At 61.2% G+C, this 22,788-nt stretch carries 22 protein-coding genes; 7 read left to right on the top strand and 15 right to left on the bottom strand.

The features are described 5' to 3' along the window. Nucleotides 1-34: 34 nt before the first annotated feature. The 9 genes from KHP07_RS14105 to KHP07_RS14145 all read right to left on the bottom strand — a co-directional run bounded on the left by KHP07_RS14105 (nt 35) and on the right by KHP07_RS14145 (nt 10,695). Complete coding sequence (locus tag KHP07_RS14105) at nt 35-1,423, bottom strand: aromatic amino acid lyase (protein ID WP_214497378.1); 1,389 nt, start codon at nt 1,421-1,423, stop codon at nt 35-37. Then, nucleotides 1,420-2,424: an ornithine cyclodeaminase family protein gene (locus KHP07_RS14110; protein ID WP_214497379.1), complete on the bottom strand. Its 1,005-nt coding sequence runs from the start codon at nt 2,422-2,424 to the stop codon at nt 1,420-1,422. Before KHP07_RS14110 ends, KHP07_RS14105 begins: the two co-directional genes overlap by 4 nt. 2 nt (nt 2,425-2,426) lie before the next feature. Continuing rightward, nucleotides 2,427-3,353 (bottom strand): aliphatic sulfonate ABC transporter substrate-binding protein, encoded by a 927-nt coding sequence (locus KHP07_RS14115; RefSeq protein ID WP_078049951.1) that lies wholly within the window; start codon nt 3,351-3,353, stop codon nt 2,427-2,429. Next, on the bottom strand, nt 3,353-4,366 hold the full coding sequence (locus KHP07_RS14120) for an ABC transporter substrate-binding protein (protein ID WP_214497380.1): 1,014 nt from the start codon (nt 4,364-4,366) through the stop codon (nt 3,353-3,355). Before KHP07_RS14120 ends, KHP07_RS14115 begins: the two co-directional genes overlap by 1 nt. 161 nt (nt 4,367-4,527) lie before the next feature. Continuing rightward, entirely contained in the window at nt 4,528-7,164 is a 2,637-nt protein-coding gene (locus tag KHP07_RS14125; protein ID WP_214497381.1) for a TonB-dependent receptor domain-containing protein, read from the bottom strand. A gap of 241 nt (nt 7,165-7,405) precedes the next feature. Next, nucleotides 7,406-8,350 carry a FecR domain-containing protein gene (locus tag KHP07_RS14130; RefSeq protein WP_214497382.1) on the bottom strand — a complete coding sequence of 315 codons (945 nt, stop codon included), beginning with the start codon at nt 8,348-8,350 and terminating at the stop codon, nt 7,406-7,408. Continuing rightward, a complete protein-coding gene (locus KHP07_RS14135; RefSeq protein ID WP_078049955.1) occupies nt 8,347-8,856 on the bottom strand; it encodes a sigma-70 family RNA polymerase sigma factor in 510 nt (169 codons plus the stop codon). Before KHP07_RS14135 ends, KHP07_RS14130 begins: the two co-directional genes overlap by 4 nt. 108 nt (nt 8,857-8,964) lie before the next feature. Continuing rightward, entirely contained in the window at nt 8,965-9,756 is a 792-nt protein-coding gene (locus tag KHP07_RS14140; RefSeq protein ID WP_214497383.1) for a phosphate/phosphite/phosphonate ABC transporter substrate-binding protein, read from the bottom strand. Nucleotides 9,757-9,765: 9 nt separating this feature from the next. After that, nucleotides 9,766-10,695 (bottom strand): fatty acid desaturase, encoded by a 930-nt coding sequence (locus tag KHP07_RS14145; protein WP_078049957.1) that lies wholly within the window; start codon nt 10,693-10,695, stop codon nt 9,766-9,768. 302 nt (nt 10,696-10,997) lie between these two features. Between KHP07_RS14145 and KHP07_RS14150 the strand changes: the two genes are divergently transcribed. Together KHP07_RS14150 and KHP07_RS14155 are read left to right on the top strand one after the other, a co-directional pair. Beyond that, nucleotides 10,998-11,435: a GNAT family N-acetyltransferase gene (locus KHP07_RS14150; RefSeq protein ID WP_214497384.1), complete on the top strand. Its 438-nt coding sequence runs from the start codon at nt 10,998-11,000 to the stop codon at nt 11,433-11,435. Between the two features lie 59 nt (nt 11,436-11,494). Then, nucleotides 11,495-12,313 carry a class I SAM-dependent methyltransferase gene (locus KHP07_RS14155; RefSeq protein WP_214497385.1) on the top strand — a complete coding sequence of 273 codons (819 nt, stop codon included), beginning with the start codon at nt 11,495-11,497 and terminating at the stop codon, nt 12,311-12,313. A gap of 184 nt (nt 12,314-12,497) precedes the next feature. On the opposite strand, the gene def is transcribed toward KHP07_RS14155, so the two are convergent. From def to KHP07_RS14170, 3 genes are all read right to left on the bottom strand, one after another. Continuing rightward, nucleotides 12,498-13,037 carry a peptide deformylase gene (def, locus tag KHP07_RS14160; protein ID WP_028617688.1) on the bottom strand — a complete coding sequence of 180 codons (540 nt, stop codon included), beginning with the start codon at nt 13,035-13,037 and terminating at the stop codon, nt 12,498-12,500. A 3-nt stretch (nt 13,038-13,040) separates the two neighbouring features. Next, complete coding sequence (locus KHP07_RS14165; RefSeq protein ID WP_034108996.1) at nt 13,041-13,991, bottom strand: YihY/virulence factor BrkB family protein; 951 nt, start codon at nt 13,989-13,991, stop codon at nt 13,041-13,043. 169 nt (nt 13,992-14,160) lie between these two features. Beyond that, nucleotides 14,161-14,346 (bottom strand): CsbD family protein, encoded by a 186-nt coding sequence (locus tag KHP07_RS14170; RefSeq protein WP_028617689.1) that lies wholly within the window; start codon nt 14,344-14,346, stop codon nt 14,161-14,163. Between the two features lie 201 nt (nt 14,347-14,547). Between KHP07_RS14170 and KHP07_RS14175 the strand changes: the two genes are divergently transcribed. Continuing rightward, on the top strand, nt 14,548-14,925 hold the full coding sequence (locus KHP07_RS14175) for a hypothetical protein (RefSeq protein ID WP_078049960.1): 378 nt from the start codon (nt 14,548-14,550) through the stop codon (nt 14,923-14,925). Between the two features lie 115 nt (nt 14,926-15,040). Here the strand turns inward: KHP07_RS14175 and fadD1 are convergent, their stop codons facing one another. After that, complete coding sequence (fadD1, locus tag KHP07_RS14180; protein WP_214497386.1) at nt 15,041-16,732, bottom strand: long-chain fatty acid--CoA ligase; 1,692 nt, start codon at nt 16,730-16,732, stop codon at nt 15,041-15,043. A gap of 399 nt (nt 16,733-17,131) precedes the next feature. Continuing rightward, nucleotides 17,132-18,820: a long-chain-fatty-acid--CoA ligase gene (fadD2, locus tag KHP07_RS14185; protein ID WP_214497387.1), complete on the bottom strand. Its 1,689-nt coding sequence runs from the start codon at nt 18,818-18,820 to the stop codon at nt 17,132-17,134. Between the two features lie 222 nt (nt 18,821-19,042). Between fadD2 and KHP07_RS14190 the strand changes: the two genes are divergently transcribed. Both KHP07_RS14190 and KHP07_RS14195 read left to right on the top strand, forming a co-directional pair. Next, nucleotides 19,043-19,987 carry an alpha/beta hydrolase gene (locus tag KHP07_RS14190; RefSeq protein ID WP_214497388.1) on the top strand — a complete coding sequence of 315 codons (945 nt, stop codon included), beginning with the start codon at nt 19,043-19,045 and terminating at the stop codon, nt 19,985-19,987. 69 nt (nt 19,988-20,056) lie between these two features. Next, nucleotides 20,057-20,527, top strand: a complete 471-nt coding sequence (locus tag KHP07_RS14195; RefSeq protein WP_010208208.1) for a MaoC family dehydratase — start codon at nt 20,057-20,059, stop codon at nt 20,525-20,527. 55 nt (nt 20,528-20,582) lie between these two features. Here the strand turns inward: KHP07_RS14195 and KHP07_RS14200 are convergent, their stop codons facing one another. Next, entirely contained in the window at nt 20,583-21,050 is a 468-nt protein-coding gene (locus KHP07_RS14200) for a ferritin-like domain-containing protein (protein ID WP_214497389.1), read from the bottom strand. A gap of 205 nt (nt 21,051-21,255) precedes the next feature. Here KHP07_RS14200 and KHP07_RS14205 point away from each other — a divergent pair, with 205 nt between their 5' ends. Next, entirely contained in the window at nt 21,256-21,492 is a 237-nt protein-coding gene (locus tag KHP07_RS14205) for a DUF3820 family protein (RefSeq protein WP_010208204.1), read from the top strand. 11 nt (nt 21,493-21,503) lie between these two features. Continuing rightward, nucleotides 21,504-22,685: an aminotransferase class V-fold PLP-dependent enzyme gene (locus KHP07_RS14210; protein ID WP_214497390.1), complete on the top strand. Its 1,182-nt coding sequence runs from the start codon at nt 21,504-21,506 to the stop codon at nt 22,683-22,685. Nucleotides 22,686-22,788 lie beyond the last annotated feature (103 nt).

Genomic DNA, 22,788 nt, shown 5'->3' on the forward strand with positions numbered 1-22,788 from the left:
GTCCTCACGGGCCCTATCGCCGGCAAGCCGGCTCCTACAGAGGGAATGGGGTGGATTCGAGGAAGGTGGCCAGTGCCAGTACATCCACCGAGCCTGAGCGGTCTTCATCAAGATGAGCCACCTGGCTGCGCACGGCTTGATGGACCAGCCGCACACCTTGCCCCAGCCGCAGCGCCCCCCTTAAATCCACCGCCTGCGCGGCGACGATCAGTTCAATACTGGCCAGCCACAGCACCCGCTCGGTCAAGCGACGAGTCTTGTCGACCACCGCCATGGCCTGGCCCGCATAGTCTTCAACACGGTCCGCCACCGGCACGCTGACCGCCGGCAGCGGATTGGCCAGGTGCCCGATTTCCGCGACCAACGCCGAACTGGTGCGCTGCAAGGCGGCCATGCCGACATGACCGGGTTGAGTGATCAGGAAGCGCGGCAGATCGCTGGAAGCCGGCGACAGTAGCTTGGCAATGCGTTCAGCGCTGCACGCGGCGACACGGGTAAGCGCCAGGCCCAACCCTTCAGTGGCCAGCGCCAAGTGGGTGCTGTCGAAATTCGCCGTGGCCAATACAAGCGACGCTTCGCTGATCAACGCCGGGTTATCCGCACCGCTGCGCAGTTCCAATTCAACCAATTCATGCAGGGCGTGCAGCGCCTGCTGCGCCGCACCCTGGACCACCGTGGCACAGCGAAAGCTCAAGGGGTCTTGCAGGCGACGCGGGCTGTCGGCCAGCTCGCCGCCCGCCAGCAACTGCAACAATGCCGCCGACTGTTCGGTTTGCCCAGGTGCCGGCCGCAGGCGTGAAGCCCATGGCTGGAACGGACTGAGGTTGGCCCGGTAGCCTTCGCACGACAACGCCAGCGCCGCCAGCAAAACCTCCAAGGCCCGCTGCGCCTCAGCCACCAGCAACGCGCCCAGCCCAACACTGGCGGCATTCGCAGAGACCAGCGCCAAGCCATCTTTGCCGGTCAGCGGCACTGACAACGCGAGACTCAGGTGCGCCAGTGGCGCCAGGTCGCTCTCGCCCAACGAGCCGAGCAACGGTACATCGGGCTCGACGCCGGAATTGAGCAACGCTAGCAGTGCATCCGCCGCCCCCGGAGAAATACCCGAACGCCCCTGAGCCAATCCGGCCAGCCGCGCAGCCGTGATCGCGCGCAGCTCCTGGCGATTGGCAAGGCGCCCGACCCCCACCGCACGACCCAACGGAATACTCGCCTGCACGGGCGCCACCGCCGTATCCACCGCTGCACCGAGGCCGGTATTTACCCCATAAATTGGCGTGCCTTCAACCGCCAGCTTCACCAACAACTGGTGGCCTTCTTCAATACGCTGACGGGCCTGCGCAGAGAAATCCGCCGGTACGTCCTGGCGGGCAATCGCCAGCAAATCGGCGAGGCTCAAACCTTCGGGATCGAAGTGAATCATGCCCAGCGCAGCCGCTGGCCAATCCCCAGGCGCCCGGCTTTTTCCAGCAGCGCATGGCCCAACGCGATATCACTGAGGCTCAGGCCGCGGTGCCAGAACAGGATGGTTTCCTCGGGGGTTTCACGGCCGCTTTTCAAGCCGGCAACGATCTGGCCCAACTCGGCGTGCAGGGTCTCGGCGCTGAGTTTGCCGGCGTCGACATGCGCGCGCAGCGAACCGAACAGGCCGCCCTTGCACTGGCCCCAATCGTCCACCACCCGCTTGCTCATGATGTCGGTGAGCGACAGTTCTACCGCGCTCATGGTGCCGTAGGGCACCACAAAGGCACCGGGCTTGATCCACTCAGTGCGCAGCAAGGGCTCGGGCTGATCCAGGCGCGAGGCTTCGACCACGATGTCGGCGCCACGCACGGCGGACTCCCAATCCTCGGTGACGATCACCGGTTTGCCCAGGTCCTGGCGCAAGCGTTCGGCGAAGGCTTCGCGGCTTTCACTGCGACGTGAGTGCACGCGGATTTCGTCGAAGTCGAACAGGTGGTCGAGCAGGCGCACGTTCCAGTACGCCGTGCCACGCGCGCCGATGTGCGCCAGCACTTTGCTGTCGGGCCGGGCCAGGTATTTGGCGCCGATGGCAGTGATGGCGCCGGTGCGCATATCAGTGATCGCCGAGGCGTCGAGGATGGCCTTGGGAATGCCGGTGGCCGGGTCCAGCAGGTTGAGGATCGCCAGTTCCGAGGGCAGGCCCTTGCGGTAGTTGTCGACAAAATCCCCCACCACCTTGACCCCGGCGTAACCGATATCGCCACCCAACACACCGCGCAATACGTTGAAGTGACCGTTGATCCCGCCGCCGGGAATCAGGTGGGTACGCGGCTCGATCACCGCCTCGCCACGCCCCTGGATCGCCAGGCTCGCTTCGATGGCGCTGAGGATTTCGTCATTGGTAAGCCCCAGTTCGTCGATATCGAGGTCGTTGAGAAAATCGATGTAGATCGGTTGCATGGTCATGGCGCCTTGAAGACAGCTTGCTGTACATCGACCTTTTTCGGGATCAGGCCGTTGGCAAAGAACAGGTCGGCGGTGTGTTGCTGGGTGGCGATGTCGGCGGCTTGCAGCGGACGAATCGGCGTGGAGGAACGGTGTTCGAAGTAGCTTTTGACCACCGCCGGTGGCAGGCCCAGGGTCTTGGCCATCAGCGCGATGCTCTCGTCAGGTTGGTCCAGGGACAGACGCTGCGCCTTGGCCAATGTCTGGATGATCGCGCCAATGGACTGCGGATACTGCTTGGCAAACGGGCTGCTGACCACGAAGAAACTGCCCGCCGGATTGAGGCCCTGGCCATCGCCCAGCACGCGGGCGGAACCGTCGACCACGGCCGCGGAGTAGTACGGGTCCCACACCACCCACGCGTCGACTTTGCCTTGCTCAAAAGCGGCACGCCCGTCGGATGGCGACAGGTACACCACATTCACGTCTTTCCATTGCAAACCGGCGCGCAGCAGGCTTTTAAGGAACAGGTTGTGGGCGCTGGAGCCCTTGAGCAGCGCCACGCGCTTGCCCTTGAGTTCCGCCACGCTCTGTACGCGGCTGGCTTTTGGCACCAACACCGCTTCGGTCTTGCCCTCGTTGGGTTCTACGGCGAAATACTGCAAGTCGATGCCAGCGGCCTGGGCGAAGATCGGCGGGATATCACCGATATTGCCGATGTCCAGGCTGCCGCCGTTCAGCGCTTCGATCAGCGGCGGGCCGCCGAGGAATTCGATCCACTGCACCTGGGTGCCGGGCAACGCTTCCTCGAAGAGTTTGTGCTCACGGGCCAATACCATGCTCACCGAGCTTTTCTGGTAACCGATGCGTAACGTGGCAGGTTCGGCCGCCAGCACCTGACCGGCGACCAGCGAAAGTACCGCAGCAGCGAAGATTTTAAGCATCAGAGCGCTCCCTTGACCTTGGCCGCCACATCGACCGGCACCCATTGCTCCCAGACGTCTGGGTGGTCCTTGAGGAACGCTTCAGCGACCTGGCGCGGCGGTGTACGTTTCTCGCTCATTTCGCCGAGGATGCCATTGAGCAGATCAATCGGCAGGTCGACCTTTTCAAACACGCTGACCAGTTGCGGGTACTGCGCCTTGAACGGTGCCGACACACCAATCGCCAGCCGCGCCGGCATCGAGCGGGTGCCGATGGGGTTGGGGTTTTTCGCGTCCGACAGGGTCTTCCAGGCTTCGGCGTTGAAGGGCGGTTCTTCCAGCTTGACCAGCTTGAACCGGCCCAGCAGCGGCGTCGGCGACCAATAGTAGAACAGCACCGGCTTGCCACGACGGATCGACGACGCCACTTCGGCATCCAACGCCGCGCCGGAGCCGGTGCGGAAGTTGACGAAGCTGTCGGTGAGTTTGTACGCCTTTAGCTTCTGGCTGTTGACGATCTCCGACGTCCAGCCCGTTGGGCTGTTGAGGAAGCGTCCACGGCTCGGGTCTTCGGGGTCGCGGAACACGTCCTTGTAGCGCGGCAGGTCGGCCACCGACTTCAAGTCCGGCGCCAGGGGTTTGATACCGCGCGCGGCATCGCCCTTGATCACGAACTCCGGCACCCACCAGCCTTCGGTGGCGCCTTTGACCGTGTCGCCCAGGCCAAATACTTTGCCTTCGTTTTCCGCCTTGACCCATGCCGGACTGCGCCCAGCCCACTCTTCACCGATCACCTGGATATCGTCCTTGGCCAGGGCGGCTTCCAGGCTCACGGTGCTGCCGGGCAAGGTGTCGGTGGGCAGGCCGTAGCCTTTCTCGACAATCAGGCGCAGTACCTCGGTGATCAAGCTGCCGCTTTCCCAGGTGATGTCACCGAAGTGGATGGGCTTGACGGTTTCGGCGGCGGTTGTGGGTTGCGCTAAAACGGCCAGTGCCAGCAGTGAGCCACCGAGCAGTGTTTTAAGTCTTTTCATGCAGAACCTCGTGGTGAATCATTTTCTAGAACACAGAAGATTCAGTGTGGGAGCGGGCTTGCTCGCGAATGCGGTGGGTCAGCGATGCATGAGCTGGCTGACCCACCGCATTCGCGGGCAAGCCCGCTCCCACATTCGATCTCTGCGGTATTCAAGATCGGTTAAAAGTCATAACTGAGCCGCGTGTAGTAAAACGCCCCCTCCGGCGCTGACGGCGACAGGTAGCTGTATTGCTGGCCTGGGGTCTGGCGCAGGCGGGTGTTGAAGTCATCGGGTTTGCTGTCGAACAGGTTGTTGGCGCCGACCGACAACCGCAGTTGCTTGGTGAACGCGTAGTTCACGTCCAGGTCGGTGTTCCATTGCGCCGCGAAGGTCTGGTCGTACTGCGCGTTGGCTTCGCTGGCGGCGTATTTGCGGTATTCGCCATAGCGGGTTTCGCTGAGGGCAATGGTCCAGGCACCAATGCGGTGGGTGGCGCCCAGTACCAGCTTGTCTTCGGGGTAGCCGTGCTCGAGGAAACCACGGGCTTCGCGGGTGAGAATGTCGAAGCCGTTGGGGTTTTCGTGGACCTTCTCGATCGTGGTGCGTGCCTTGGTGTAGCCGGCCGACAGGCTCAACGCGCCGTACTGCGCCAGGTCCAGGTTGTACTTGCCGACGATGTCGACGCCACGGGTGCGGGTGTTGGCAGCGTTGGTCATGAACTGCGCCCAGGTGTACTGGCCAAACCCGGCTTGCTGCAGGATCTGCTCGGCGCGCGGCCCGGAAATGCCGCCGCTGTAGAGCAGGCGATCACGGATCGAGATCTGGTAGGCGTCGATGGTCAGCGAGGCGTTTTCAATCGGGCGCAGCACCAGGCCCAGGGAGTAGTTGGTGGATTTTTCCGGTTTGAGCGGCTCGGCGCCCAGGGCGCGGGCGGCCGGGTTGTCGGCGGGCAGCATGCGCGTCAGCACCGGGTTGCCGTTGATGTCGACGTTGGTGGTGGTGGTCCACGACGTGCCGATCTGGCCCAGGGTCGGCGCACGGAAGGAATTGTTCACCGTGGCGCGCAAGCCCACCTGCGGCGTGAAGTCATAGCGCGCCGACAGCTTGCCGGTGGTGGCCGATCCAAAGTCCGAATAGTGCTCGGTACGCCCGGCCAGGCCGACCTGGAATTTGTCAGTGAGCTGGTGCTCAAGACCGACGTAAACGCCACCGACATCACGCTTGTAGGTGCCGGCGTCGTCTGGCGTGAGACCGGAGGCTTGCACCGCGCCGACCTGTACACCATTGATGCCACCAAAGGAGTAGGACTCGTAGTCGCCCTCCTCCAGCCGATACTGCTCATGCCGGTAGGCAATGCCCGCCGAGACGGTCAGCGGATGGCTTGACCAGTTGACGTCCAAATCCTTGGCGTAATCCAGGCCGATGTTGGTCTGGTCGTTGATCAGGGTGGCCACGTCGAATTTGGTCGGGCTGTTCAGGCCGTAGCTCGGGTTGACCGTGTTGAAGGCCAGCTCATCGTGCTTGTCGCGACCGTAGGTGGCACTGAGGTCGAAGCGCCCGAGGGTGTCGTCTTCATAGCGGGTGCCGACGGTGAGCGCGCCATCCTCATAGCGGTAGCGATATTTGGGAATGGTGCCGTTGGGGTAGATGCCCTGCACGTTGTTCGGGTTATTCGCCAACAGCGGTGGCGTGTTGTTCACCGACTTGTCCTGGCCGAAGGTGGCGAAACTGTAGAGGCGCCACTGGTCGCTCAGGCCGATTTCGGCGTTGGCCGCCAGGTTGAATTTATCGCGCCCTGCACCGCCCCAACGTGGGTCTTGCAACTGGCCGTCGGCGACGTATTTATCGCCAATGTCGGTGGGTTTGTTGTTGAGGGTGTTGAAGCTCAGGGTGAGAAAGCCATCCCCCGGCAAACCCAGGCCGTACCAGCCGTCGGTGGTTTTGCTGAAGCCGTCGCCCTGGGCATATTTGCCCAGTTGAGTGTTGACCTGTCCGCCGCTGTCACGCTCCTTGAGCACGATGTTGACCACGCCCGCCACCGCATCCGAGCCGTATTGCGCCGAGGCACCGTCGCGCAGCACTTCGACGTGGTCGATGCTGCTGATGGGGATCATGTCCAGGTCCACCGGCTGCGCGCCAATGAACGGCACGCCACCGGAGATGTTCACCACCGCCGAGGCATGGCGGCGCTTGCCGTTGATCAGCACCAACGTCTGGTCCGGCGCCAGGCCACGCAGGGACGCGCCCTTGGGGTTTTGGCCACGGGTGGCGCTCTGGTTCTGCGGAAAGTTGAACGACGGCAGCAGTTGGAACAGCGCCTGGTTGAGGCTGGTGGCGCCGGTTTGCTTGAGTTCTTCAGCGTTGATGACGTCTACCGGGGCCGCACTGGTCAGGGCCGTGGCGTCACTGCGCCGGGTGCCGATGGCGACCACGCGGTCCAGGGTCGGCGCTTGCGCTGCGCTGGTTTGTGCCTTGACGTTGCTGGTCGCGTTTTTGCTCGCGCCTTCCTTGATGATTAACGCACCGTCCGGACTGACCTGGACCTGCAGGCCGGTGCCCTTGAGCGCGGCGTCCACTGCCTGTTGCGCCGACAGCGAACCGTCCACGCTGGCCGAGGAATAGTTACCCAGTTGCGGGGTGAACGAGATCACCTGGCCACTTTGCCGACTGATGTTGAGCAGCACTTCATCCAGCGGCCCAGGGGCGATGTGATAGACCTGGCGTGCTTCTTCGGCACCGGCGGCAAACGAGAAAAATAGACTGGCCAACGGCACCAGGGCAAAGGTTCGAAGCGGCACACGGTTGAACTGATTCACTTTGGCTCCCCCCAAGGAAACACGAGAACGCTGCTCCCCGCAGCGCTTACGGGAGTGATGTGGGCCAGCGGGGGGAAAACTTGCAGATCGTTTGGTTATGTCCTTAGAACCCACATAGGCATAGCCTCCTCGCTTTATGTGGGAGCTGGCTTGCCTGCGATGACGTCGGCTCGGTTGGACTGACAGACCGAGCCGCCCGCATCGCAGGCAAGCCAGCTCCCACAGGGACCGAGTGAATCGGCTATGCCGCACTGACAGTCACCCACAAACCGGTGCGACGGGTGATGTGGATCGGCAAGGTGCGCGCCAGGGTGTCGAGGATTTGCCGGGGGTTGTCCAGGCGGTAGAGGCCGCTGACGCGCAGGCCGGCCACGGACGGGTCCAGGCGCAGCACGCCGTTGTGGTAGGGCCGCAGCGCGTCGATGACTTCAGCCAGCGGCCGGTCGCGCACTTGCAGGAAGCCATCGACCCAGGCCGTGGCACCGGAGGCACTGGCCTGTACCGGGCCGAACCCGGCACGGTCGTAATGCACCTCATGGCCGGCGGCGAGTTGCAGGCGCTCGCCGTTCTGGCCATCGATGTCCACCGCGCCGTTGAGGGCGACGACCTGGCCCTGCCCTTCCCGCTCGCGCACCAGGAAACGGTTGCCGTAGGCGCGCAGGCGGGCCTGCTCGGTCTGGATCAGGAATGGCCGGATGCGGTCGCTGGCGACCTTGGCCAGTAACTCGCCTTCGCGCAGGCGCACCAGGCGCCGTTGCGGGTCGAACTGAATATCGGCCGCGCTTTGCGCGTTGAGCAACAACTCGCTGCCATCGTCCAGCGTCACCGTGCGGCGCTCCCCGGTGCCAGTGCGGATATCTGCCGTGAGTTCCGTCAATGGCAAGCCCAGCGGTTTGGCCAGCAAGGCTGCGCCGACGGCCACACCGGCACCGGCCAACGCGACCTGCAACACCTGGCGTCGACTGGACGGCGCCTCCAGCGCCTGCTGCAACACCTGGCCACTCACGCCTTGCGCCTGGGGTACCTGGAACACACCCAGGCGGGTTTCCAACTGTCGGCACAGGGCGTCATGCCGTGGGTCGGCGGCGCGCCACTGTTCATACTGCTGCCAGTCGCCCGCCGTGGCCTGGCCGGAACGCAACAGCACGTACCAGCGCGTGGCGCTGTCGATCAGTTCGTCGTTCATTCCAGGCACAGCCGCAGGCAACGGTTGAAGGCGCGGGTCATGTAGTCGCTGACCGAACGCTGGGAAATCCCCAGCTCGGCAGCGATTTGCGGGTAGGTCAGGCCATTGAGCTGGGACAGCAAAAAGGTCGCCTTGACCTTGGCTGGCAAACCGTCGAGCAGCTGGTCGATGGCTTGCAGCGCCTCCAGCATTTGCGCCAGTTCTTCCGGCGACGGTGCGCTGCTGGTCTCGTCGTTGTCGAGCGCATCAAGGTAGGCGCGCTCCAGATCACGGCGGCGCCACAGTTGATACATCAGGCGCTGGGCAATCGTGGTGAGCAGCGCACGGGGCTGGCGGATGGGCACGACACCCGGCGCACTCAGGAGCTGGACAAAGGTATCGGCAGCGATGTCTTCGGCGTGCGCGCGGGAATCGAGATGGCGGTGCAAACGGCTGCACAGCCAGTCGTAATGACTGCGGAACAATCCGCCCACGTAATCGCTGTGAGAAGTGTCGGCGCCGGACATAGTGGCTCCATCTGAGTAGGTTGCGCGTTATGTCCGGTGTTCCGGTGGAGCGATCCTAGCAAGGCTGCTTATTCTTTAATAATATTTAAAAGGTATTTTTATATAACCTTATTGAAGTATCGGGAAGCCGGCGTTGATGGCCTGTCGTTGGTAGTCCAGGAGCACTTCGTAGTCGTCTTCGCTGGCGGGTAGCACGGCCTGCAGGCCCAGCGTCTCGGCGACTTGCGGCAAGTCCTGCAACGCCTGATTCATGGCTTGGCGGAGTTGAATGACCTGTTCATCGCTCAAGCCCAATGGGCCGATATAGGGCAAGGTCGGGCTCGGTGCGCTAAGGCTGACGATGCGCAGCCCCGCCACTTCCTGCGGCGCGAAACGGGCCAGGTAGGCGTAGGTGACGCTGTCGATGGCGGCAAGGTCGGCGCGATTTTCGCGCAGCCAGCGCAGGCTCTCGCGGTGGGCGCCGCTGATGCCGACGCTGGCGAAGAAACGCCCGTCGCGCTGCAAAGGGGCCAGGCGCTCGCGCAGCAGGTTCATGCCGCTGTTGGAGTCGTGGCCGTTGATCACCCCTCGGCTGTTGTAGAAGTCCGCCAGGGTTTGATGCGGGTTGTCGTCGCGGGTCAGCAGCACGCTGCAATGTTCTCCATCGCTGCTGTGGGGCAGCTCATAGCGCGGGCGACCGATCACGCGGACCTGGCCGCGCAATTGGGTTATCAGCGGATAGCCGCAGGTTTGAGTCAGCAGTAACTCAGGTGCGCGCCACAGGGCGTGCAGGTCGAGGTGATCGGCGTTGAGGCGGCGCAGCCCAAGGTGTTCAAGGATGCGCGTCAGCCATTGCTGGTTGGCCTGCTGGATCGGCTCGGGCGCGACATACATCAGCAGCTCGGCGTAGTGGTCACTCATGGTCATCTCTCACGCAAAAGGGTGCCGGGGGCTGTCGATGGCCTTGAGACCGTGGCGGCTGATCAACTGGCCGTAGCCTTGCACCAGGAAGCCACCGCTGCGCGCCACCCATTGCTCACGTCGGGCGCGGTAGACCGTCGGCAGCAAGTACCAGGGCAGTTTCGGCAGGTCGTGGTGCACCAGGTGCAGATTGTTGTTGAGGAACAGCCAGGTCCACGGCCAGGACGCTTCGTTGAGCACGGTGCGTTGCTCCGGCTGCGGGTGCGGGCGGTGTTCATAGTAGGAACGGATCGAGGCCAGGGACAAGGCCGGCACGCTGACCAGCAGCAGGTAATGCCACACCGACAGCGCACTGTAGTGGGCGATGAAACCCAGCATCAACACAGTGACGGCGCCGTGGACCAGCCACATCGGCCACACCTGGGGCAGGCGTTGCAACTCATGGCGGGCCAAACGGCCAATGGCCAAGGGCGCCGCCAGCAGGAAGCGGCCGAGCACGGTCTTGGTCAGCCAATGCACGCCACGCTCGAACAGCGAGCTGGTGTCCCATTGCTGCTGGTTGAGGTAGCGGCTTTCCGGGTCGATGCCCGGCAGCGTCAAGTCTTCGTCGTTGTGGTGCAGCAGGTGGCTGTCGCGGTACAGCGTGTAGGGGTACCACACGGCGAAGGGGGCGTAGCCGAGGATTTTATTCAGCAGCGGCGAACGGGTGGGATGGCCATGCAGCAGCTCATGTTGCACCGACAGCCACAGCGTCACGAGCGGGATCAGCAACAGGCTGCTCAACCACGGGCCCAGCCAGTGGCTGGCGAGGATCACGGCGAACCAGCCGGTGTACACGCCGATCAACAACAGCCAGGTCGGCCATTCGGTTCTGGCGGTGAAGGTGGTGGCCAGGGCTTCGATTTCCCGGCGTTGGGTCGGATCAAGGTAGTTGGCCATCGGCAGCTCAGAGCAGGTGTTTCCTGCTCTGTGCAATGAGGCGCGAAAATCTTGCAGATCGTTTGGTTCTAAGCTTGTAACTCAGTGACCGAACAGGCCTGTCTCGGTTTTCTTGGCTTTCTTGTCGGCGCGTTTTTCATCCGCGGTCTTTGCCGGTTTTTTCTTCGCGGCTTTCTTTGAATCCATACCTTTGGCCATGATGCATGCTCCACTTACAGGGGATGTAGCACTGGGTATACCACCTATTGCCCGGCAGAAGGCGCTTATAATCCCCGGTCCTTGATAACGCTTGCCTGAACACCATGCCCGAATTGCACATCGAACCCTTGGCAGAGCCGCTGTGGCCGCTGCTGAACAAGTTTTACCGCAGCCACAATTCCCCGATGAAGGCGCTCAAGGGCGGGCGTTTGTGGGTGGCGCGCGACGCTGAGATCGTCGCCGGGTTGTGCCTGACGCCGGTGGTTGGCGGGCAGTTCCTGACCGGGCTGTTCGTTGACCCCGCCTATCGCGGCCAGGGGTTGGCGGCGCGGGTGATCGAGGCGGCGGTGGCCGATGCCGACGGCACCCTGTGGTTGTTGTGTCACCCGGACCTGGAAGGGTTGTATGAACGCATGGGCTTCACTCAGGACACCGTGCTGCCGCAATCCCTCAGCGAACGCTTGGTACGCTACAAGCGCAACAAACCCATGATCGCGATGGGCTTAGATCGTTTGGTGAGGTCGACCGCAGATAATGTGTGATCAGCGCCTGCAGGGCCCATGCTAGCCTCAGCGGCACAGTGGCCCTTTACAGGATGATCATGAAAACGACGCTTGCAGCTCTCTCCCTCACCGCCCTGCTCGTCCCGGTCTTGAGCCAGGCAGCCGACGCAGCCATCACCGCCGAGCAGTACCAGAGCGTACTCGCCGGTAGTTGGCGCGACCCTGCCAACAGCGCCCGCGACGGTTATCGCCATCCGCAACAGACGCTGGAATTCTTTGGCCTGGGCGCCAAGCAGACGGTGATCGAGATCACCCCCGGTGGCGGCTGGTATAGCGAAGTGCTGGCGCCGCTGCTCAAGGATCATGGGCACTACATCGCCGCGGTGCAGGCGGCGAGCAGCAGCGCCTATGCGCGCACGTCCGAAGAGAACCTGAAAAAGAAATTCGTGGCTGATCCGGCTCGGTACGGTAAGGCTGAAGTCGTCGAGTTCGACCCCAAGGCCCCGGTGTTCGGCAAACCCGCGTCGGCGGATGCAGTGCTGACGTTCCGCAATGTGCATAACTGGGTTGAGGCAGGTACTGCGCCGGCCACGTTCAGCGCGTTCTACAAGGTACTGAAACCGGGCGGCGTGCTGGGCGTGGAAGATCACCGGGCCAAGGATGGCGCGGATCTGCAGGCGATCAAGGACAGCGGTTACCTGACCACCGCGCAGGTGGTGAAGCTGGCGTCCGATGCCGGGTTCAAGCTGGCGGGACAGAGCGAGGTGAACGCCAACCCGAAGGACACCAAGGACTATCCGGCTGGCGTGTGGACGTTGCCGCCGACGCTGAGATTGGGCGAGCAGGATAAGGCGAAGTATGTGGCGATCGGGGAGTCGGACCGGATGACGTTGCGGTTCGTTAAACCGACCCGATAACAATTATTGAAGTATCGCTTTCCTGTGGTGAGCGGGCTTGTCCCGCGCTGGGCTGCGAAGCAGACCCAAACCTTTCACCGCAGTGCGCCTGACGCGCCGCGGTGGCTTGGATAGGGCCGCTTCGCAGCCCAGCGCGGGGCAAGCCCGATCACCACAACGAGCAGCCTCACATTCAGATGCAGGATCAATCGTCGGCAGTGGGATCCAAGTCCGGGAACATCACTTCGATAAAGCCGAACTTGCTGAAGTCGGTGATCCGCGACGGGTACAACCGGCCGATCAGGTGATCGCATTCATGCTGCACCACCCGCGCATGGAAACCATCGGCAAAGCGCACGATGGGCTCACCCTTGGGATCAAAGCCTTCGTAGCGAATCTGCTGGTAACGGTCCACCGCGCCACGCAGGCCGGGTACGGACAGGCAGCCTTCGTAGCCCTCTTCCAGCACCGGGCTCAGCGGAGTGATCAGCGGGTTGATCAGGATCGTCTGCGGCACGGGCGGCGCGTCCGGGTAGCGTTCGCTGGCTTCGAAACCGAAGATCACCAATTGCAGGTCGACACCGATTTGCGGCGCGGCCAGACCGACTCCGCCCACGTGTTCCATGGTCTGGAACATGTCATCGATCAATTGCCACAGTTCGGGGCTGTCGAACATTTCCGGCGGGACCGGAGGCGCGATACGCAGCAGGCGCTCGTCGCCCATTTTCAGGATTTCACGGATCATCGATCAGACTTCATCAGTAGTGGGCTTGGAGTGGTCCCGGCCAAGGCCTGAGACATGCTGTTTTTCATCGGTATGGCCAGGCTCTTCGAACTCTTTTTCGCCCGGGTCCTTGCCCTCGGCGGACATGTGTTCGATCACCGCGTTCATCTCCGCCCCAAGCAACAGCACGGCAGCGGAAATATAGAAATACAAGAGCAGCACGATGATCGCGCCGATACTGCCATACATGGCGTTGTAGTCGGCAAAGGTTTTGACGTAGTAGCCAAAGCCCAGGGAGGCAACGATCCACACCACCACCGCCAGCACCGAGCCAGGGGTGATAAAGCGGAATTTCTGCTCGACGTCCGGCATCACGTAGTACATGAGGGCCACGGCGAACATCAGCAAAATTACGATCAACGGCCAGCGCAAGATGGTCCACAAGGTGACCACGAATTCCTGCATGCCGATCTGCCCGGCCAGCCATTCCATCACCTGCGGCCCGAGCACCATCAGCGCGGCGGCGGCCAGCAGCATGCCGGCGATGCCAACGGTGTAGAAAATCGACAGTGGGAAGCGCTTCCAGATGGGACGCCCTTCAACCACGTCGTAGGCCGCGTTCATCGCGCTCATCATCAAGCGCACACCGGCCGAGGCTGTCCACAGCGCGATCACGATACCCACCGACAGCAGGCCACCCTTGGATTGCTGCAACTGGTCGATCACCGGGTTGACCTGCTCCAGGGCCTGGGGCGGCAACACCAGTTCCGATTGCATGCGCAGCCACGTGAAGAAGTCCGGCAGGTGCAGGAAACCGATCAGGGCAATCAGGAACAGCAGGAAGGGGAACAGCGAGAACAGCATCTGGTAGGCCAGTGCCGAAGCATAGGTAGGCATTTCGTCATCGACGAATTCCTTGACGGTGCGCACCAGCACTTTGTGCAGCTTGAGACCATCGAGAACCGGGAAAATCATAGCGTCTCCTTTCGCCGCAAAAAGGTTGAGTTCGTGGGCGACTCAGGGGCCGTTTTCTACATCAAGGTAGCCTATTTGGCGACCTTGAAACAATTTCGAAACTTTAACCGCATCAGGTGACACAAAAACGGCCATCCGTGGATGGCCGCTTGGTTGCGCACTGGCAGTCTTACTTGGTCGCTTTTTTTACCGCGTCCTTGGTGTCGCCAACTGCTTTCTGCACTTCGCCTTTCTTTTCCTGGACCACACCTTCAGCGCGCAGTTTGTCGTTGCCGGTGACTTTACCGACACCTTGCTTGATATTACCGACCGCCTCGTTTGCCACGCCTTTAACCTTGTCAGATGTGCTGCTCATGGTATTTCTCCGAAAGAACAATCAAGGGTTTTGGGTCATTACCTAAAGATTGACCCGAGGCCGTTCAGCAGAGTTTCAATTATTTTTGCCCACGCATTTCATCGCCGGCCGCAGGTTTGGCTTTATGTTTTGCCGCCAACCCCTGAGAATGCCCGGCACATTCAGGCTCACACGCTGAATAACAGATCCCGTAGGAAGGTTATGAAACTCAATAAAGCACAGGCCATCGCCCGCCGAAACACCGAACTGGGCGGTGCCGTACTCGGCGTCAACAACTGCCACTTCACCGACCTGGACCGCAAACGCAACATCTGGTGGTTCGACCTGCCGGTGGGCCGGATTGCCGTGGGCCAGTACGAGTGGATCCACCTGTTGATGCACAACGCCGAGACTGACCAGTTGCTGCATTTGAAGGTGCCAACCGTGTTCCTGCGCGAGAAGCTCGAAGGCCTGGTGGTGCGCAATGCGGGCAAGCGCAAGCCGGAGATTACGCTGGAGCTGAGTGCGGACAAGGATTCGTTCTTGAAGGATGTGCGTCCGGCGGGTGCTGGCGTGGGATTCGCGCAGTTCGCCCTATAAAAAACGCGGTTCAAAATGTGCGAGGGGGCTTGGCCCCGATGACGGTGTGTCAGCTACAGATTGCTGACTGATACACCGCCATCGGGGGCAAGCCCCCTCCCACATTGGTATAGCGTTACTTTTTAAGACCGAGCTTCTTCAACTCTTCGTCGCGCAACTCACGGCGCAGGATCTTGCCCACGTTGGTGGTCGGCAATGCATCACGGAACTCCACGGCCTTGGGCACTTTGTAGGCGGTGACGTTGGCGCGCATGTGCTCCATCACCTGGTCCTTGGTCAGGGTCGCGCCCGGCTTGACCACGATAAACAGCTTGATGTGTTCCCCGGACTTCTCGTCCGGCACACCGATGGCCGCGCACTGCAGCACGCCCGGCAGGCCTGCCAGCACGTCTTCCAGCTCGTTGGGGTACACGTTGAAGCCCGAGACCAGGATCATGTCTTTCTTGCGGTCGACAATGCGCATGTAGCCGTCGGGCTGGATGATCGCGATGTCACCGGTCTTGAGCCAGCCTTCGCTGTCGAGCATTTCGTCGGTGGCGTCCTGGCGCTGCCAATAGCCTTTCATCACCTGCGGGCCCTTGACGCACAGCTCGCCGGTTTCACCCAGGGCAAGTTCAGTGCCGTCGTCGGCAATGACTTTGCACACGGTGGACGGTACCGGGATGCCGATGGTACCGATCTGGATATGCTGGATCGGGTTCACAGTGGCCACCGGGCTGGTCTCGGTCATGCCGTAGCCTTCGCAGATGCCGCAACCGGTCACGGCCTTCCACCGCTCAGCGGCGGCCAGTTGCAGGGCCATGCCGCCGGACAGGGTGACTTTCAGCGCGGAGAAGTCCAGCTTGCGGAATGCCTCGTTGTTGCACAGCGCCACGAACAGCGTGTTCAAGCCGACAAATCCACTGAACTTCCACTTCGACAGTTCCTTGACCATCGCCGGCAGGTCGCGCGGGTTGCTGATCAGGATGTTGTGGTTGCCGATCAGCATCATCGCCATGCAATGAAAGGTGAACGCATAAATGTGGTACAGCGGCAGCGGGGTGATCAGGATCTCGCAACCTTCATTGAGGTTGGAGCCCATCAGCGCCTTGCACTGCAACATGTTGGCGACCAGGTTGCGGTGGGTGAGCATGGCGCCCTTCGCCACGCCAGTGGTGCCGCCGGTGTATTGCAGCACCGCCACATCATTGCTGGCCGGGCTCGCGTCGCTGACCGGTTGACCATGCCCCTTGGCCAGCACGTCGTTGAACTTGATCGCCTTGGGCAAGTGATACGCCGGGACCATTTTCTTCACGTACTTGATGACGCTGTTGATCAGCAGACGCTTGAGCGGCGGCAACAGGTCGGCGACTTCGGTGACGATCACGTGCTTGACGGCGGTCTTGGGCACGACCTTTTCCGCCAGGTGCGCCATGTTGGCCAGGCACACCAGCGCCTTGGCGCCGGAGTCGTTGAATTGGTGTTCCATTTCCCGCGCGGTGTACAGCGGGTTGGTATTGACCACGATCAGGCCGGCACGGATGGCACCGAACACAGCGACCGGGTACTGGAGGACGTTGGGCAGTTGCACGGCGATGCGATCGCCAGGCTGCAGGTCGGTATGTTGTTGCAGGTAGGCGGCGAAGGCGCCGGACAATTCGTACAGCTCACCGTAGGTGATGGTCTTGCCCAGGTTGCTGAAAGCCGGTTTGTTGGCGAAGCGCTGGCAGGACTGCTTCAGTACCGCCTGAATATTTGGATACTCGTCTGGATTGATTTCTGCAGCAATCCCGGCGGGGTACTTATCCTTCCAAAAGTCTTCGTTCATGGAAGCCCACTCCTCAGCGACGTCAGCGACGCGAATTCATCATCGCATTTGATGCGATTATTATTGGTGTATGTTTTTTTAGGTGAATCTGGCGCTTTCAAGCAGGCCGAGACGTCACAAAGCGCGCCGAGAGTAGCAGCTTTGCCAAGGGCCGCCTAGAGCCAAAGGAGGGCCCTGCGGTCATAATCACGACTGTCCTACAATAATTGGTCACGCTTTAAACATTGCTGAAATATGCCCTGGAAAGGCTCTGGAATGGGGTATTCAGGCCAACACAAGACAAATGTGGGAGCGGGCTTGCTCGCGAATGCAGAGTGTCAGTCAACAGATAGGCTGGCTGATACACCGCATTCGCGAGCAAGCCCGCTCCCACATTTTTGATTGCATTTCAATTCACGGTCAGGCGATGTCGCGCAGCTCCCGGCGCAAGATCTTGCCCACGGGCGTCATCGGCAACGACTCGCGCAACACGATATGTTTGGGCACCTTGTACCCGGTGAAGTTGGTCTTGCAGTACGCCTTCAGCTCCTCAAGGCTCACCCCTTGCGCACGCGCCACCACGAACAGCTTCACCGCCTCCCCGGTGCGATCATCCGGCACGCCGATCACCGCGCAATTGGCCACGGCCGGGTGCGCCATCACCACGTCTTCGATCTCGTTGGGGTACACGTTGAAGCCCGAAACAATGATCAGGTCTTTCTTACGGTCGACAATGCGCACAAAACCATCGTCATCGATCACGGCGATGTCGCCTGTCTTGAGCCAGCCCTCGGCGTCCAGCGCTTCGGCCGTGGCGGCCGGTTGCTGCCAGTAGCCCTTCATCACCTGCGGGCCCTTGATACACAGCTCGCCGCGCTCGCCCAACGGCAGCTCGGCGCCATGGTCATCAATCACCTTCATCGCCGTCGCCGGTACGGGAATGCCCACGGTGCCCAGGCGGGATTTATTGCCGTAGGGGTTGGTGCTGGCCACTGGCGAGGTTTCCGTGAGGCCGTAGCCTTCGCCGATGGCGCAACCGGTGATCTGCTGCCAGCGCTCGGCAGTGGCCTTGATCAGTGCAGTGCCGCCGGAGTTGGTGAGCTTGAGGTGGGAGAAGTCGAGGGACTTGAAGTCAGGATGGTCCATCAACGCCACGAACAGCGTGTTGAGCCCCAGCAGCCCGGTGAAGCGCCACTTTTTCAGCTCCTTGATAAAGCCGCCGATGTCCCGTGGGTTGGTGATCAGCACGTTGTGGTTGCCGGACACCATCATGCACATGCAATTCGCGGTGAAGGCATAGATGTGGTACAGCGGCAGTGGCGCGATCATCACCTCCTGCCCTTCCTTGATCAGCGGGTGGCCGTCATCGCCGGTCTGGGACATGCATGCACGCACCTGCTGCATGTTCGCCACCAGGTTGCCGTGGGTGAGCATCGCACCCTTGGCCAAGCCGGTGGTGCCGCCGGTGTATTGCAGCACGGCAATATCGTCCAAGGTCACCGGGTGACGCGTGACGCCCAGGCCCGCGCCCATGTGCAAGGCACGCTTGAACGACACGGCGCGCGGCAGGCTGTAGGCCGGGACCATCTTTTTGACTTTGTCGACCAGGGTGTTGACCAGCCAGCCTTTGGCGGCAGGCATGAAGTCACCCATCTTGGCTTCGATCAGGTAGTCGATCTCGGTGTCGCTGCACACCTCCTGCACCCGCGAACCAAACAGGTTGAGGTAGACCAGCGCACGCACGCCGGCGTCCTTGAACTGGTGGCGCATTTCGCGCGGGGTGTACAGCGGGTTGGTGTTGACCACGATCAACCCGGCGCGCAAGGCACCGAACACGGCAATCGGGTAATGCAGCACGTTGGGCATCTGCACGGCGATGCGGTCGCCGGGCTTGAGGTCGGTGTGCTGTTGCAGGTAGCCGGCGAAGGCCGCGCTTTGGCGCTCCAGCTCGGCATAGGTGAGGGTGATGCCCATGTTGCTGAATGCCGGACGGTCGGCAAAGGCCTTGCAGGAACGTTCGAAGACTTCGATCACCGACTTGTAGGCAGAGAGGTCGATGTCATTGGGAACGCCCGCCGCGCGTTTGTCATTCCAGAAATCAGGTTGCATTATTCTTGTCCTCTTACCTGAGTGTGTCCGGCCGCTGCAGGTGTAAAACCTCTACACCGATAAAAAGCGGAGCTTTGGGGACGTTAGCAGCTATGGCCAAACAGGCAAATACGGGAAAGAGCGTCATTAATTGCGTGAATCTTCCTACAAGGCCTTGCGCTGATCAGGCGCTTCCCGTGGGATGAGCTATACACTGCAACGACCCTGAGCAAAGGAAGCGCCATGAACCACAGCACCTTCTGGCTGACCGCGAATGACCGCAGCCGCCTGTACGTCAATCAATGGATGCCCGACGGCCCGCCCAAGGCCCTGGTGATGCTGTCCCATGGCATGGCCGAGCACAGCGGGCGTTATGCACGCCTGGCCGAAGCCTTGTGCGGCGCCGGCTACGGCCTGTACGCCCCGGACCAGCGTGGCCACGGCCGTACCGCCGACGAAGGCACCCTGGGCCTGTACGCCGAGAAGGACGGTTGGAATAAGGTGGTGGGCGACCTGGCGAGCCTCAACCAGCATATCGGCCAGCAACAGCCGGGGCTGCCGATCATTCTGCTGGGCCATAGCATGGGCAGCTATATCGCCCAGGCGTACTTGCTGCACCACAGCGCCAGCCTCAATGGCGCGATGCTCAGCGGTTCGAATTTCCAGCCGGCGGCCCTTTACCGCGCCGCACGAGTGATCGCCCGGGCCGAGCGCCTGCGCCAGGGCTTGCGTGGCCGCAGTGCGCTGATCGAATTCTTGTCGTTTGGATCGTTCAACAAAGCGTTTAAACCCAATCGCACTGCTTTTGACTGGCTCAGCCGCGATCCAGTGGAAGTCGACAAGTACATCAACGACCCGCTGTGCGGGTTCCGTTGCACCAACCAACTGTGGATCGACATGCTCGGCGGCTTGCAGCAAATCAGCAAAGCGTCCAATCTCGCGCAGATCGACCCAGGCCTGCCGATCCTGGTCATGGGCGGTGAATGTGATCCGGTCAGTGAGGGCAAGCGTCTCAAAAGCTTGGCCCACGCGCTGCGTGAAGCCGGATGCCAGCACGTGCAATTGACGATTTACCCGCAGGCGCGCCACGAAGTGTTCAACGAGACCAACCGTGACGAGATCACAGGGGATGTGCTGGCGTGGCTGGATCAGGCCCTGACCTTGCGCCGGCCGGCCCGCTGCGAATAACTTTTCTTTTAAAATCAGCCAGTTAAAATCGGCCGATAATGACCGTTTAGCCACAGGATGCACCTTTAGATGACCCAGGTAACCAACACCCCGTACGAAGCCCTCGAAGTCGGCCAGACCGCCAGCTACAGCAAGCTGGTGGAAGAGCGCGATATCCAGCTGTTCGCCGCGATGTCCGGTGACCACAACCCGGTGCACCTGGATGCCGAGTACGCCAAGGCGACCATGTTCAAGGAGCGTATCGCCCATGGCATGTTCAGCGGCGCCCTGATCAGTGCGGCAGTGGCCTGCGAGCTCCCTGGGCCGGGCACGATCTATATCGGCCAGCAGATGAGCTTCCAGAAGCCGGTCAAGATTGGCGACACCCTGACCGTGCGCCTGGAAATCCTCGAAAAGCTGCCGAAATTCCGCGTGCGCATCGCCACCCGTGTGTTCAACCAGCGCGATGAGCTGGTTGTGGACGGCGAAGCAGAGATCCTCGCGCCACGTAAGCAGCAGGTCGTAACCTTGACCGAGCTGCCGCCGATCAGCATTGGTTGATCGTCGCGCATAAAAAAGCCCCGCATCTGCGGGGCTTTTTCTATTCAGCTACGACTCAAGACTGAGCGCGAGCCTGGTTACGCAGGGCTTTCACCTGGTCGTGGTTGCGTTGAACGCCACTGAACTGACGTTCAACCAGGTCACGAATGCCCTGCAGGTTGTGTTTATTGATCTTCTCGATCGCTTCCTTGTAAGCCTTCAGGGCATGGTCTTCACCGCGCTCGGCTTCGTTCAGCACAGCCTCTTCATCCTTGCCGGTGAGCATCGACTTCACGTCGACCCAACCACGGTGCAGGGCACCAGCAACGCTGCCGGAATGTTCCGGATCACCGCCCAAGGCACGTACGGCAGTTTTCAGTTCAGCGGCGGCGGTGGCGCAGTCAGCGGAACGCTTGGCAAACAGGGCTTTGAGTTCTGGATGCTTGATGTCTTCAGCGCACTCCTTGAAACCCTTTTGGCCGTCGATGCTGGTCTCGATCAGGTCGTTCAGTACGGAGATCGATTCTTTATTGATGTCAGTCATTTTTCAATTCCTTGTACGGGTTAGAAGGTTGTCTTAGTGTTTGCAGCGCCCGTGCCAGGTTTTCAAAAATATAATTAATCTTATATTTCAATAACTTACGATAAATTGAACCATCTGTATGTACGTTATTTGCATGATCTGTCATTTGGCCTTCATGCAGAATGCCTGTATTTTCCAAGCTCTCGATACAAGCACCTGAGCCTTCATGAATCCCGAAAAACTCGAATTGCTGATCACCCGCGAAATGCCCTTCGGCAAATACAAGGGAAGGATCATCGCCGACCTGCCCGGCCCCTACCTGAACTGGTTTGCCCGCGAAGGTTTCCCCCATGGCGAGCTCGGTGGTCTGCTGGCCCTGATGCAGGAAATCGACAGCAACGGCTTGTCTGAATTGTTAGAACCGCTACGCGCAAAACACGGCAAACCCGCCCCTCGTCATTAAGAGCCCAGCCCATGCCACGGAATGCAGACAACGAGCTTCACTGGTACACCGTCGCCCAGCGTTACGCGCTGGAGCCCGGCCCGATCAACCTGGAAAACGGTTACTTCGGTCGCATGAGCCAAGCAGTACAGGCGCAGTACCTGGAACACGTTGCGTTTATCAACCGTAGCAATTCGTTGCATGTGCGCCAGCAATTCGAGCGTGGCGAAAACGACGCGATCCGCTGCCAACTGGCCGGGCTGATCGACGCCGACCCCGCCGCAGTGGCCTTCACCCGCAATGCCACCGAAGCCCTGCAATCGCTGATCCGCAACTACAACCGCCTGCAACCGGGCGATCAGGTGCTGATCAGCGACCTGGAGTACGACACCGTTAAAGGCGCCATGCGCTGGCTGGCGGGCTATCGCGGCGTGGAAGTCATCGAACTGTCCCACACGCACCCGGCGAGTTTCGACAGCCTGGTGCAGACGTATCGCGATGCATTCGTGCAGTACCCACGCTTGAAACTGATGGCACTGACCCACGTCACCCACCGCACCGGGCTGGTCATGCCGGTGGCCGCGATTGCCCAGGCTGCGCGCGAGCAGGGCATCGACATAATCCTCGACGGCGCCCATGCCCTGGGCCAGATCGAATTCAACCTGGCCGAATTGGGGATCCAGTTTGCCGGTTTCAACCTGCATAAATGGATTGGCGCCCCGCTGACGTTGGGCTTTCTGTACATCGCCCCGGAACGTCTGGCAGACATTGATCCGGACATGGGAGAGTTCCACTACCCCGCCACCGACGTTCGCGCACGTACGCCCTACAGCACGCCGAACTTTCCGGCACTGATGACCTTGCCGCTAGTGCTTGAAGAACATCTGCAACTGGGCGGCGCGGCGGCCAAGGGCGCGCGAGTGAATTACTTGCGGGACTTGTGGGTCAGCCAGGTACGGGCCCTGCCTGGGATCGAAGTGCTGACGCCGGACGATCCGCGCCTTTATTGCGGAATTACGGCGTTCAAGTTTATAGGGCGCGATCAGCAGGTGATGACGGAGCGTTTGCTCAAAGACTACAACTTGTTCACCACGACGCGTGTAGGAGCGTCGTTTGGTACCTGTATCCGGGTGACGCCGGGGTTGGTGACGTCAGCAACGGATATCAATGCCTTGGTTAAAGCCATTACCGAACTGAACACCCATACCTTGTAGGAGCCCGGCTTGCCGGCGATGAGGCCCGCAAGACTTGCACCTACCTCGATGGCGCCATCGCCGGCAAGCCGGGCTCCTACAGGTTGTAGTGCACTTTTCAGCG

The organism is Pseudomonas sp. VS40, assembly GCF_018587885.1.
Taxonomy (GTDB): Bacteria; Pseudomonadota; Gammaproteobacteria; order Pseudomonadales; family Pseudomonadaceae; genus Aquipseudomonas; species Aquipseudomonas pergaminensis.